The organism is Emticicia fluvialis (genome assembly GCF_024793945.1).
In the GTDB taxonomy this organism is placed as follows: Bacteria; Bacteroidota; Bacteroidia; order Cytophagales; family Spirosomataceae; genus Emticicia; species Emticicia fluvialis.
Genome location: NZ_JANUSD010000008.1, coordinates 235,510 through 249,214 on the forward strand (window position 1 = coordinate 235,510; position 13,705 = coordinate 249,214).

The following is a 13,705-nucleotide window of genomic DNA, read 5'->3' on the forward strand; positions in this document are numbered from 1 at the left end:
TTGACAGGATTAAAATGGCAAACTGGCAATTTGTTTATTATATACTGGTAAAATGTCTCCAGTATGGTTTTTTACGCGCCCCGTAGCTGTTACCATCTGTTTTTTTGTTAAATTACCAATCAGAGTCATATCTTCAAAATTCTATTCTATGCGCTATTTATCCATTATTCTTGTATGGCTGCTTTTTGCATGTGAGCAAAAACCTCAAAAAGCTCTTTCGCCTGAACATCAGAAAGCGCTGGCTTCCCTTACTGTCATGGACGGTTTTAAGGTAGAAATGGTAGCTGCTGAGCCACTGATAGCAGACCCCGTAGCCATGGAAATAGACGAAGACGGCAATATGTATGTGGTTGAAATGCACGGCTACCCGCTTGATCTGAGTAATTCGGGCAAGGTAAAGCTGCTGAAAGATACAGACAATGACGGGGTGCCTGACACCAGCATTGTTTTTGCAGATAAACTAAAACTGCCCACAGGAATTATGCGCTGGAAGAAAGGCATTCTGGTTACTGATACGCCGGATATCATTTATCTGGAAGATTCCAATAACGATGGGAAGGCCGATATCCGAAAGGTGGTATTGACAGGCTTTGCGTTATCTAACCCGCAGCATAACCTGAACACACCCCGCTTTGAGCTAGATAACTGGATTTACCTGGGGCATGAAGCCATCGTTACGCCTTTTGTCTATAAAAAGGAATTTGGCGATGAAGGGAAGGATATTTATTTTGCTGATAAGCCTGATGGGCAGCATCTGGGTAAAAACGCCAACGGACGTGCAGTAAGGTTTAATTTAGATAGCTACCAGGTAGAGGAGTTGTCGGGTGAGACACAGTTCGGGCATACCGTAGACGCCTGGGGGCACAGGTTATATACCAGTAATGCCGACCACCTGTTTCATGAAGTGCTGGCTGCACCCTACATGAAAAACAATCCTGATTTGTTGCTTCCTACTGCAACGCATGATATCTCTGACCACGGCAATGCAGCAGAAATATACCCCATCACAGAAAACCCGAATCACCAGTTGCTAACTGATGTAGGGGTTATTACCTCTTCATGCGGTGTTACCTGGTATCTTGGCGGCGCTTTCGGAGATAAATTTAAAGATGTTACGTTTGTAGGTGAACCGGTTCATAACATGGTGCATGCCGACGTTATCAAGCAGGCAGGAGCCAGTTTTATTGCCAGCCGCCTGAATGAAAAATCGGAGTTTCTGGCCTCAAAAGATGCCTGGTTCAGGCCGGTAAATTTCTATATCGGGCCAGATGGCGCTTTATACGTAATTGACTATTACCGCCAGATTATTGAGCATCCGGAGTGGATGTCTGACGAAATCAATAAATCAGGCGCCTTATATAATGGTACAGACAAAGGCCGTATTTACAGAATTGTACCTGAAAACGGATTGCCAATGGATTGGCTGGGTAAGCTGAATTTATCGAAGAAATCAGATGCTGAGCTGGTAAAATTGCTTGAGAACGACAACATCTGGTACCGGCGCACTGCGCAACGTTTGCTACTACACCGCCAGGCGAAAGGCATAGCAGGTAACCTGAGAGAAATTATAGGCAAAAGCGCATTGCCCGAAGCCAAAGTACATGCACTTTGGTTGTTGGATGGGCTGAAAACTGTAGACGTTCAAGACATTATCCAGACTTTCCGCGATGGTGAAGCAGGCGTGCGTGAGAATGGTATCAGAGTGGCTGAAAATTACATGAGCCGGAATCCGGCAGGGGCGAACACTGAAAAACTAAAGAAGGAATTGATTGCCTTGCAGAACGATGGCAACAATAAAGTGAGGTTTCAGCTATTGAATACACTGGGTTTTGTAAAAACGCCTGCTTCAGAGCAAGCCCGGCTTGCCATTCTGAAACGCGATTTTCATGATAAATGGGTCGGGGTGGCCTGTATCGCATCTTTTGCGGGTAAAGAAAACCAGGTTTTTGACTTTGCAGTAAAAGAACTGGCTGCTGAGAAATCAAATGAAACAGCCGAGTTTTTCTCTAATCTGGGGGCAACCATTGCCAATAGTGGTAATAAAGAGGTATTTACGGCAGTGTTTGCCAGGGTAAGCACCAGTAATGGCAATAGCGATGCCGATTGGTGGAAAGCCGCAACCCTTAGCGGTATATCTAAATTATGGCACTATAAGGGCATAACGGTGCCTTTGGCAGATGCACAGAAAGAACAGCTACTGACTGCTTTTTCTGCTCAAAGTACAGCAGAATACAGAAAAGCCTGCCTCGATTTGCTGGAAGCAACAGGTTTGCCCAGGTCAGCAGAGGTAACTGCTAAAATAAAAGAGGCCGGAGTAATATTGAGCGATAAAAAACAGGATGAAAAACTGCGAGCCGATGCCGTTGAGCTATTGTCTATTGCCAACGCCAGCGCTTACAAAAATGAGTTTCTGCAAATACTTACCCGCAAAGAGCCTGAACTGGTGCAGGTAACTGTTCTGAATACCCTGAGCAAAATAGGAGATAAGTCTACTTTTGATTTTCTGCTGAAAGAATTCAAGACGTTCTCGGCGCCTATTCAGCAAAAAGTGGTTGAATTACTGATGGCTAAGCCTGAACGGATTCCGTTATTGCTTTCAGCTTTAGAAACCAAGAGAATCGACAAGGCTGCCATAGGCTGGCGGCAGATGGTTGATCTGATGAATTATGAAGAAACCAATATACGCGCCTTTGCCCGTAAGGTGCTTGCTGTAAATGAAGACCGGAAAGCAGTATTACAGAACTACCTGAAGGCGCTGGATACAAAAGGCGACAAAACCAACGGCAAACTGGTTTTTGAAAAAAACTGCGCTACGTGCCATCAGATTGAAGGCGTAAACGGTGTAAACTTCGGGCCGAACCTTTCTACCTTGAGAAGCCGTAATGCTACTTCAATCATTACGGAAATTATCAACCCGAATAACTCCATTGCCGATAAGTATGATTTCTGGACACTGACCTTCAAGAATAATAACACCATGGCCGGCCTGATATTGCAGGAAAACGCCAATGTGCTAACCCTGCGGGAAGTAGGCGGCAAAGAAAGTGTGATTCAGAAAAAAGATATAGCCAAAATGGTGAAGTCAGAAACTTCTATAATGCCTAACGGCCTGGAGAATGCTATCAGCATTAAAGAAATGGCAGATTTGATAGCCTTTATTCAAAACAAATAAGAGAGGCTTCAACCTCTCTCATTTGATCTTCCCAGAATAATTTTCTCAGGCATAAGGGTTACTTACATGGGTATTTTTACCTGTGCCTTTCTGATGAAACTGCCTTACGGTATCTACGGCGCCTTCTTTAAGCAGGGTTGTATCGTTGGCGGCGGTTACAAATCTGAAACCCATTTCAGACATCCGCACGGCTACTTCCGGTGACGGACACTGAATGCCCGCTACCAGATTATTTTTTGCGCAGGCATTTAGCACTTTTTCAAAGGCTTTCAGCAGCTCTGCATCATCAAAGTCGCCCTGTTTGGGGCGTCTCATGGCAATGCTCAAATCCCAGGGGCCTATATACAGCCCTGTCATGGTTGGTGTTTTGGCAATGTCTTCCACGTTTTTCAAACCTTCGGCCGTTTCAATCATGCTCATGGTTACTATTTCCTCTGTCGATTGCTCAAAATAGCCGTCTCCTCCATACACACTAGCCCTCACCGGCCCAAAACTTCTGTAACCATTGGGTATGTACCTGCAGGCGCCTACAAAACTTTCAGATTCATCGCGGGTGTTTATCATGGGGCATATTACGCCGTAAGCGCCCATGTCGAGCATTTTCATGTGCGTAGCCGGGTCGTTCCATTGCACTCTCACCAGCGGAACCGAATCTGTGGTTGAAATAGCCTGAAGCATGGTCAGTATGGTCATGTGGTCGCTTGCCAACCCGTGCTGGGCATCAATAGTCATGGCATCAAAGCCTGAATGCGCTACTACTTCTGCTGTCCACGACGAAGGTATCGTTACCCAGGCATTAACAACGGTCTTGTCTTCTTTCCAGAGTTGTTTTAGTCGGTTAGGTCTCATAGGTTTTTGGGTGGTTTGAATGGTTCAGTAGACTTATTCTTCCCGCATGCGTTCTCTCGATACATCTCTTTCTTTAATGGTATCGCGTTTGTCATACAACTTTTTACCTTTGGCCAGTGCAATTTCCAGTTTGGCCAGGCCACCGTCGTTAATAAACAGGCGGGTGGGTATTATGGTTAATCCTTTGTCGGTCAGTTTATTATCTAAACGTTTCAGTTCTTTTCGCTTAAGCAGCAGCTTTCTGTCGCGTAGAGGTTCATGGTTATAATGCGTACCCTGGTCATATTTAGATATATTCAGGTTTTTCACAAACAATTCACCATTAATAAAAAAGCAATAAGCGTCTGTCATATTGAATTTATTCAGACGTATCGATTTTATCTCGGTGCCTGTCAGTACCATTCCTGCATCATATTTTTCCAGGAAAAAATACTCAAAGCCAGCCTTTTTATTAAATACATCAATCTTTTTTGCAATTTTCTCTTTCATAATACTACAATTGTCATAAGACGGGCTATCTGCCTTATGGTTGATTCCGTCACCATTATCCAGAACAGGTAATGGGGTGCCGGATGTTTAATGTTTCATACAATTTTTAAGAATAAAAAATCCCTGTCTCAAAAATAGTGACAGGGATTCCGACTTACGTGCTTTCCTAATAATCCATGTATAAGCTCTATCTGGATTCGATTCCAAGGTGAGAAGTTTCAAAAAAACATTGGAAACTTCCCGGTACAAAGCTGAAAATTTTATTAGATAACCATCCCTGCCACTTTCTCAAACGCTCCGTTTGTATATCTATATTCAGTCTTTGAAGGTATATTAATTAAATAGTGCAATTTATGATATATAACATGAAACCACAATGAAAAATCTAATTTTCTTATTTTATGGTAAGTTAAAACCACTGGTTCTTCGGCTTTACAAACAGCATTAGCCACAAAATTAATTATCTAAATCTATGCCGGATTCCTGATTTGCCTGTCAGAAAAACAGATAAATTATTACCTGTTGGTATTCAGAAAGGTAGACTTTTTTTACTCTTTTGGTTGTTGTTCAAATATCGGGGATGTAAATTTATCCAAAAAAATATATAATGTTTCCATTTTTTTTATTATATTTATTAAGAACCATTCGTTCTTCTGAAGTCGGTCTGGCAAAAGCCTATCAGCACAGTTAATGCAATTATGTTTCTGCTTTATGATGGTATGCTGGTTATCAGGCTTCAAAATACTTGTTTGAGTGTTTTCTTCCCAATTGCGCAAGGCCGCGGGCAGAAACTTTTCAAGAAGTTAAATAGTTATCGTTTAGTAAACAAAAATTAGTAAAAATTGCTTAATTCACCCATTTTTTCAACTGCAAAGCATCAGGAAACGGCCGTTCTGGTTGGTCTGATTACGCAGAAACAAAACGCTGAGCGTACGTATGACTACCTCAACGAATTAGATTTTTTGGCTACAACAGCCGGAGTAATTACAAAAAAGACATTTGTACAAAGACTGGACAGAGCCGACCAGAAAACCTTTGTTGGAAAAGGTAAACTGGAAGAGATAGAAACCTGGATTATTGAAAATCCTGTTGACACCATTATTTTTGATGATGACCTCACGCCTTCTCAGGTACGTAATCTGGAAGCAGCATTTAAGGATATTAAGATTCTTGACAGAAGTCTGTTGATTTTAAATATTTTCTCGCAGCGAGCCCGTACCGACCAGGCAAAACGCCAGGTAGAGTTGGCACAATACCAATACCTGTACCCAAGGCTAACCCGTATGTGGACCCACCTGAGCCGTCAGAAGGGTGGTATTGGTATGCGCGGACCCGGTGAAAAGGAGCTTGAAACCGATAAGCGTATTGTGCAGGACAGGATTGCGTTTCTGAAAGACAAACTTGAGAAAATAGATAAACAAAGTACAACCCGCCGCAAAGAGCGTAGCCGCCTGGTGCGCGTGGCATTGGTGGGTTATACCAATGTAGGTAAGTCTACACTGATGAGGAGGCTGGCAAAGGCTGATGTATTTGCAGAAAACAAGCTCTTTGCCACTATCGATTCGACGGTAAGAAAAGTTGTGTTGGGCAATATTCCGTTTTTGCTTACAGACACCGTCGGGTTTATCAGAAAGCTGCCAACCACCCTGATTGAGTCTTTTAAGTCGACACTGGATGAGATACGAGAGGCTGATGTGCTGATACACGTGGTTGATATTTCTCACCCGGGTTTTGAAGAGCAGATTGAAGTGGTAAATGCAACACTGGCCGAGATTGGCGCTGCCGAAAAACCAACGGTACTTGTTTTTAATAAGCTTGATTTGTTTAAGCCTGAAACTGAAGAAAACCTGGACGAGCATCTGGAAACCGTAACAGAAGAAGACCTGCAACGGAACCTGGAAAAACTTAAGAAGAGTTACCTGACCAAAAATACCGAGAATGTAGTGTTTATTTCTGCCGAGCACAAAGAGAATATCGGTCAGCTGCGCGATATTCTGTTAGATAAAGTACAGGAGAAACACTTCAAAATTTATCCGAACTGGGACCCGACCCTGAATCCTTTGTATGAATGGCAGTAAGCTTGTGGCGCGAACTTTCAGTTCGTCGCAAAAACTGGTAAAGGCAACAGAAATATCTATAACCGGTGCCGAGGCAATCAACCGCGAACTATAAGTTCGCGTCACAAGAAAATTGTGAGGCGAAATTGTAGTTCGCTATAAAATAGAATTTAGTTTATCTGTACAAATAAGTTATGGTTCAATGTTAATCTAACCGCGAACAGGATGTTCGCGCCACAAATTGCTGTTACTAACATATTGCTGTTACCCAAATGAAGCAGGAAATCAAGTCCTTTTACAGAAAAGATTTACCGCATTATCAACCACCACACGATACAATCTTTTTTATAACAACGCGCTTGGATGGAAGCTTACCTAAACATAAAATAGAGGAATTAAAAAAGGCACGAGAGAAAGAAATTCAAATCATTCAAAGTTCAACTTGTTCTCATGAAGAGAAATTAAAACAAGTAGATAATGCACATAAAAGGTTTTTTGGAAAATATGATCGTATACTTGACAATCTGACCACTGGTAACCATTGGCTTAAAATACATCCTGTTGCAGAAATAGTAGCCGAATCTTTAATGTATTTTGATGGACAGAGGTATGATTTAATTTGTTATACCATCATGTCAAATCATATTCATGTGGTTTTTGAGCTTAAGAAAGAGTTTGCCTTATATGGGCTATTGCAGTCGATTAAAAGTTTTTCAGCAAAGAAAGCAAATGAATTGTTGGATAGAACCGGACAATTCTGGCAACATGAAAGTTATGACAGAGTAGTAAGAGACAACAATGAATTGAGTAAAGTAGTTAATTATGTTCTGAATAATCCGGTTAAAGCAGGACTATGTAAAAACTGGCAAGACTGGAAACATAGTTTTGTAAGCAAAAAGTACCAAGACTACACTCAGCCATGACCTAATAATTAATATAAAACAGACGGACGGTGTCCGTCAATAATAAAATGTCAAAAAACAAACATCAATCATATTATGAACGACAAAAGGCAGAAATTCTGGCCTTTTTGTCGATTAACACCACACAACCCTATACCTTACAAGACCTTTATCAACATTATGATATACATAACAAGCAGGAAAAAAAACTGTTTGCGATGATTATTGATGATTTGCTGGAAGAAGGCAAGGTACAGCAGACAGAAAAAGGCAAATATACCGTTGACGAAGAAACAAATGCAGTCGTAGGGCGGCTTGACCACGTAAACCCACGTTTTGGGTTTGTAAGGCATGACGACAGCAAGCCGGATATCTGGGTTGAAGCAGATAACCTGAATGGCGCCATAGACGGCGACCTCGTTAAAGTGGTTACTTTCGGCGACTTTTATCGGAAAGGTGAAAATCCGGAAGGCAGAATTGTAGAAGTACTGGAACGCGGCAGGAGCGAAATAGTAGGCAAAGCCCAGATTTTTGGCAATTATGCATTGATAAGGCCCGACCATAAAAGTTTGCATGAAGATATATTTGTTCCGAAAGAAAAAATAAACGGAGCAACCAGGAACGACCTGGTAATTGTGAAGATTCTTTCTTATCCGGCCAATGGCCAGCAGGCAGTGGGCGAGATTATTGAAATATTAGGAAAAGCCGGCGATAATAATGCTGAAATGCACGCCATTCTGGCCGAATTTGGTCTGCCTATCCGTTTCCCGAAAGAAATTGAAGAAGAAGCTGAGCGTATTCCGGAAGCCATTGATGAAGCCGAGATTAAGAAAAGAAGAGATTTTAGAGAAATACTCACTTTTACAATTGACCCGCACGATGCCAAAGACTTTGACGATGCCCTGAGTTTCAGAATACTGGAAAACGGAAACTACGAGATTGGCGTACATATTGCCGACGTAACACACTATGTGAAGCCCGGCACCAGACTTGAAGAAGAAGCCCTGAACAGGGCTACCTCTATCTATCTGGTAGATAGAACCATTCCTATGTTGCCTGAAAAGCTCTCTAACAATTTGTGTTCGCTTCGCCCCAACGAAGATAAGCTTACCTTCTCGGCCGTTTTTGAAATGACCAATGAAGGTATCATTACTAAAGAATGGTTTGGGCGAACGATTATTCATTCCGATAAAAGATTTACTTACGAAGAGGCACAGGAGATTCTGGAAATAGAGGACGAACAATTATTGGCCGACGCAATAGCCAGCCAGTATGGTATGCCCTTGCATACGCTTAACAGGCTGGCAAAGATTCTTAAGCAGGAGCGTTTCAGTAAGGGAGCTATTAATTTTGAGACCAATGAAGTGAAGTTCAGGCTCGATGAAAAAGGCAAGCCGCTGGGGGTTATCTTAAAAATAAGAAAAGACGCACATAAACTGATTGAAGAGTTTATGTTGCTGGCTAACAAGAAAGTGGCCGAATTTGTATTTAATCTGGGTAAGCGCAAGCAGAAAGAGCCCAACGAAGAAAACCCTGGTAATACCATGGTTTATCGTGTACACGAACCGCCAAACCCTGAAAAACTGAGTACCTTCGCCAATTTTGCAGCGCGTTTTGGGTTTACCATCAAAACAGACTCTGAGAAGGGGTTATCGACCACCATGAATAAGATGATGGAAGAAGTAGAGGGTACGCCTGTACAAAATGTGCTTGAACAACTGGCTGTAAGAACCATGTCTAAAGCAAGGTATACAACCGAACCACTAGGGCACTTCGGCCTGGCGTTTGATCATTACAGCCACTTTACTTCTCCTATTCGGCGGTACCCCGACATGATGGCGCATCGTTTGTTACAGAATTACCTGGACAAAAAAAAAGCCCCGAGCCTGGAAGAATACGAAAAGAAATCGAAGCATTCGTCAGACCGCGAGCGACTGGCAGCAGAAGCCGAAAGAGCTTCTATCAAGTATAAACAGGTAGAGTTCATGAGCATGCAAGACCACAACACCATTTTTGATGGGGTGGTAACAGGCGTTACAGACTTTGGTGTGTTTGTAGAAATAACCTCTACCAGTTGTGAAGGGATGGTTCGTCTGGCTGATTTGAATGATGATTTCTATGAACTCGATAAAGAGAATTACCGGGTTGTTGGTAAACGCAATGGCAGGGTAATATCATTTGGCGAAGCCGTTAAAGTGCGTGTAAAAGCAACAGACATGGAACGCCGAAGCATGGACCTTGAGCTGGTGAGCGTTTCAGGAAAGGCTTTCAGGGCTTCTTCAGGCGTAAATACCAAGTCAAGAAGGGCTGCCTCGCGTGACAGGGGCAGCAGAGGGGGCTCAAACAGAAGTGCAGGCAGAAAGTCAGCCAGCGGTAATGCTGGTAGTAAGGATAAAGGCAAAAGAAGAAGAAGAAGATAATCTATGTTTTTTTCAAAAAGAGACATTCAGTTTAATCTATACCAGCTGCTCAATATTGAATCGCTAAATCGTTATGCCTATTTTCAGGATCATAACCGCGAGTCTTTTAATATGGTGCTTGATGCCGCAGGACATATAGCCGAAAAAATGCTGTATCCGCTCCTGACAGAAATGGACAGGAAAGAACCGCAACTGGTAAACGGCAGAATAAAAGTACACCCCGGAATGAAACCGATTGTAAGGCAGTTTGGACAGGATGGCTGGATAAACGCCGGGTTTTCTTATGAAGAAGGCGGGCAGCAACTACCTGTAACAGTGCTTAATGCCGCAGGGTTTATCTGTCAGGCTGCTAATTATTCGGCTAGTGTTTTTCCGTTTCTTACTTCCGGTGCCGCTAACCTCATCCGCAGTTTCGGCTCGCAACAACTGATTGATACTTTTACTCCGCCCATGTATTCTGGCGAATGGCAGGGTACTATGGCTCTTACCGAACCCAATGCAGGTAGCTCTTTGTCTGACATCAGCACCTCGGCCGAGCCAACTGAACAGGCAGGCGTCTACAACCTGAAAGGACAGAAAATATTCATCTCTTGCGGAGACCACGATGCCTGCACCAATGTAGTGCATCTTATGCTGGCCAAAATCAAAGGCGGGCCGGCAGGAACAAAAGGCATTTCTTTATTTGTGGTACCCAGAGAACGCATCGGTGCCGGTGGTAGTCTGGTATCAAATGATGTTGTTACGGCTGGTGTATATCATAAAATGGGTTACAAGGGCGCACCCATTGCGCATTTGATGGTGGGTTCGAACGATGATTGTGAAGGCTATCTGGTAGGAGAACCCCACAAAGGTCTTGGTTACATGTTTCAGATGATGAACGAGGCCCGCATAGGCATTGGTATTAGTGCTGCCGCTATTGGTACGGCGGCTTATTATGCCTCTCTGGCTTATGCAAAAGAAAGACCACAAGGTAGAAAAATTTCTGAAAAAGACCCTTTGCAGCCGCAGACACCTATAATCAATCATGCAGATATTAAACGGCAGTTGTTATTTCAGAAAGCAGTAACAGAAGGGGCGTTTTCTCTTTTGATGTATTGCAGCCAACTGGCCGACCTTGCGCATGTTGAACAAGGAGAGGCTAAAGAGCGTGCGCAGTTATTGCTTGATTTACTTACACCCATTGCCAAGTCATACCCTTCAGAAATGTGCTGTCTTTCTACCAGCGCGGCCGTTCAGATTCTGGGCGGTGCCGGGTACACCACCGATTTCCCTGTCGAACAATATTATCGTGAGGCCCGCATTCATCCTATACATGAAGGTACAACGGCTATTCACGGGCTTGACTTACTGGGCAGAAAAATCACTATTCATGAAGGTAAAGGGGCACAGCTATTCTTTGAAGAAATAAGCCAAACAATAAACCAGGCGCTGGCTATTAATGAGCTTAAACCATTGGCAGACCAATTGCAAAAAACATTGGGCAAGGCTCAACAGGTAACGGGGCATTTATTGAACCTGGCAGGCAAAGGAGAGGTTGAAAAGTATCTGTCTGAAGCCACACTATACCTTGAGCTTTTCGGCCTTACTACCATTGGCTGGCAGTGGCTCAGGCAGGCCATTACAGCGCAGCAAAGTATGCCGGGTGCACATGATACAGACAGAGATTTTTATCAGGGCAAGCTCATGACAGCACGCTACTTTTATGAATACGAACTCGTAAAAGCCGACGCACTAATGAAGCGTTTGCTAAGTGCAGACCAGGTAACCATTTCTATGCAAAGTGATTGGTTCTGATAATAGCACTGCTTCTCTGCTGAGGTGTTAGCCATGCAGAGAGAACAGATAAATACCGAAAACCATTAATAAGAAATATCCCACCAGCGAAGCCGCTCCGGCATAGTCTTTAGCAATGCGTTGCCCCGTAAACAGGCAAAGAATGGCCAGGGTAGATACCTCTAAACCTAGCACCGCAAAATCTGCCTGGCCTTCTGCAAAATAGTACACTCCACCTAAGAAGCTAAATATCCCTGCCGAAACCTCCAGAATCAGAATAACAATAAATAGCATCGTAGAAACACTGCGCAGGAATGTCTTGGCAAATACACTCTGAATATAAGACTTATTGCCGCTGAAATCAATTACTTTATCGAAACCGGATTGAAGAAACAGCACCCCGGCAAAAAGGGATATCGCAACCTGAATCAATTTAAGCAAGGTATGGTCAAAGATTGGGCTCATGGTATTTTAGTTTTTTAGCAAATATATCGAAAATACCTTATCGAAAAATATTGCAGAATAATATTTTGAATAGTGCCAGCAAAAGCGTTTTTTTGTTTGTAAATCAGAATAAAATTTTGAATCAATGGCTTCTTTCGGCTTCGTTACTCAAAAAGAGATTGATTACCTGGTAAGTGGCTTTCTGGCCAAAACGTTACCTTCTGCTGATTGGACACACCAGGCACATCTTATTACCGGCCTGTGGCATGTAGCCGGAATGGGTTACGAAAAGGCCCTTGCTGAAATGCGCGCTCATATTCCGGTTTATAATGAGGCTGGCGGTGGAATGAATACCGATTCAGGCGGGTATCATGATACCATCACGGTTTTCTGGGTCTGGTTGCTGAGCGAATGCTGGATAAGGTACTCGGAGGGAGGCCGGTCATTTGAAGATATTTGTAATGCCTTTCTGCAAAGTAAATACGCAGACAGAAACAACGCCCTGATTTTTTATTCGAGAGAACGCCTTTTTTCTAAAGAAGCGCGGCTGGGTTATGCAGAGCCGGATATACAGCCTCTTGATTTTACTAAAATCTGAAGGTAGGCTTGCTGAAATTAAGCGTGCCACGGCTTTACTCGTTAGAGTTTAACCGTGGCACGCTTTGACTTTTTATTTTGATTACAGACGAATACCAAACATAATAGTGTTGCCGTTTACAGGGTTGTTATCTTTGAACACCGGGGTCATTTGATAGCGGGCAAAAAGTGTAAAGTTCTTGTGTCCTAACTCTGCTGCCAGCCCATAGTGAAACTTGTTCATGTTAAATGCGCTGTGGTCACGTTTGGTGCCGTTTTCGCCTTTAATTTTGGTGTAGCTGTTTATTCTGGCTCCGCCATAAGCACCCAGGCCTAGTATCCATTTGCTTTCTTTAAAGCCAAATTGCAACATTAAAGGCACATTGAAACTGGTAACTACAAGTTTAGATTTGTCTAATTGGTCTTTCACTTCTACAAAATCTGCTCCGGTAGCCTGATTCTTCAATGTAATATTGTCTTTAAACATATAGTTATTCCAGGCAAACTCAAATCCGGTTCCCATGGCCACATCAACTTTGTTGCCTGTAATAAGCCGATGGTTTTTCTTCCAGTTAAGTGCCACATAACGTGAGTTCCAGTTGTCAAGTTCTGGCGTTTTATCATTGTCGAAAGTGTTCAAACCCAGGTATAAACCAAAATCTCTTCTTGAAAACATATTCCGGCTTTTGCGTTCGGTGCGTTCTTCTTTATAGCTTTTGCTGTTATAGTTTCTATTGTCAGAGTCGAAGTGGTCTTCTTCATCCTGGGCCATTACACTTACGTGGGCTGTCATGGCAATTGCTAAAGCGGCGATGGTTGTTATAAGCGTTTTCATAATAGTAATAATTAATAATGGTGTAATCTGATATATTTAAAAAAACTGCCGCGGAGTTTTTAAAAAGACTTTTTTTGTTGCATTTCATAAACAAGATGCAGAAAGCAAACACCGGGGTTGCGTAGAGGTAAAAAAAAATTTGAGGCAATGACAAACGGCAGTAACTGCCCTGTCAGCGGTTTGGCAGG

Annotated in this window: 10 protein-coding genes; 6 read left to right on the forward strand and 4 right to left on the reverse strand. The window is 42.9% G+C overall.

Going from position 1 to position 13,705, the window contains the following annotated elements:
- Positions 1-148: 148 nt before the first annotated feature.
- Positions 149-3,172, forward strand: coding sequence for a PVC-type heme-binding CxxCH protein (locus tag NZ848_RS11555; protein ID WP_259015608.1), 3,024 nt, complete (start codon positions 149-151; stop codon positions 3,170-3,172).
- A gap of 45 nt (positions 3,173-3,217) precedes the next feature.
- Here the strand turns inward: NZ848_RS11555 and NZ848_RS11560 are convergent, their stop codons facing one another.
- Together NZ848_RS11560 and smpB are read right to left on the reverse strand one after the other, a co-directional pair.
- Entirely contained in the window at positions 3,218-4,021 is an 804-nt protein-coding gene (locus tag NZ848_RS11560) for an HpcH/HpaI aldolase family protein (protein WP_259015609.1), read from the reverse strand.
- Between the two features lie 33 nt (positions 4,022-4,054).
- Positions 4,055-4,510 (reverse strand): SsrA-binding protein SmpB, encoded by a 456-nt coding sequence (gene smpB / locus NZ848_RS11565; protein WP_101726814.1) that lies wholly within the window; start codon positions 4,508-4,510, stop codon positions 4,055-4,057.
- An 842-nt stretch (positions 4,511-5,352) separates the two neighbouring features.
- Between smpB and hflX the strand changes: the two genes are divergently transcribed.
- The 4 genes from hflX to NZ848_RS11585 all read left to right on the forward strand — a co-directional run bounded on the left by hflX (position 5,353) and on the right by NZ848_RS11585 (position 11,683).
- The gene (gene hflX, locus NZ848_RS11570) at positions 5,353-6,588 is read left to right on the forward strand and encodes a GTPase HflX (protein WP_253532756.1); all 1,236 of its coding nucleotides are present in this window, start codon (positions 5,353-5,355) and stop codon (positions 6,586-6,588) included.
- Positions 6,589-6,839: 251 nt separating this feature from the next.
- Positions 6,840-7,490, forward strand: a complete 651-nt coding sequence (locus NZ848_RS11575) for a transposase (RefSeq protein WP_259015610.1) — start codon at positions 6,840-6,842, stop codon at positions 7,488-7,490.
- A 47-nt stretch (positions 7,491-7,537) separates the two neighbouring features.
- Positions 7,538-9,889, forward strand: a complete 2,352-nt coding sequence (gene rnr, locus NZ848_RS11580; protein ID WP_259015611.1) for a ribonuclease R — start codon at positions 7,538-7,540, stop codon at positions 9,887-9,889.
- A gap of 3 nt (positions 9,890-9,892) precedes the next feature.
- On the forward strand, positions 9,893-11,683 hold the full coding sequence (locus NZ848_RS11585) for an acyl-CoA dehydrogenase (RefSeq protein WP_259015612.1): 1,791 nt from the start codon (positions 9,893-9,895) through the stop codon (positions 11,681-11,683).
- Between the two features lie 27 nt (positions 11,684-11,710).
- On the opposite strand, the gene NZ848_RS11590 is transcribed toward NZ848_RS11585, so the two are convergent.
- Entirely contained in the window at positions 11,711-12,127 is a 417-nt protein-coding gene (locus NZ848_RS11590) for a DoxX family protein (protein WP_259015613.1), read from the reverse strand.
- Positions 12,128-12,251: 124 nt separating this feature from the next.
- Here NZ848_RS11590 and NZ848_RS11595 point away from each other — a divergent pair, with 124 nt between their 5' ends.
- On the forward strand, positions 12,252-12,704 hold the full coding sequence (locus NZ848_RS11595; protein ID WP_259015614.1) for a hypothetical protein: 453 nt from the start codon (positions 12,252-12,254) through the stop codon (positions 12,702-12,704).
- A gap of 81 nt (positions 12,705-12,785) precedes the next feature.
- On the opposite strand, the gene NZ848_RS11600 is transcribed toward NZ848_RS11595, so the two are convergent.
- Positions 12,786-13,517 (reverse strand): PorT family protein, encoded by a 732-nt coding sequence (locus tag NZ848_RS11600; protein ID WP_259015615.1) that lies wholly within the window; start codon positions 13,515-13,517, stop codon positions 12,786-12,788.
- Between the last annotated feature and the right edge of the window lie 188 nt (positions 13,518-13,705).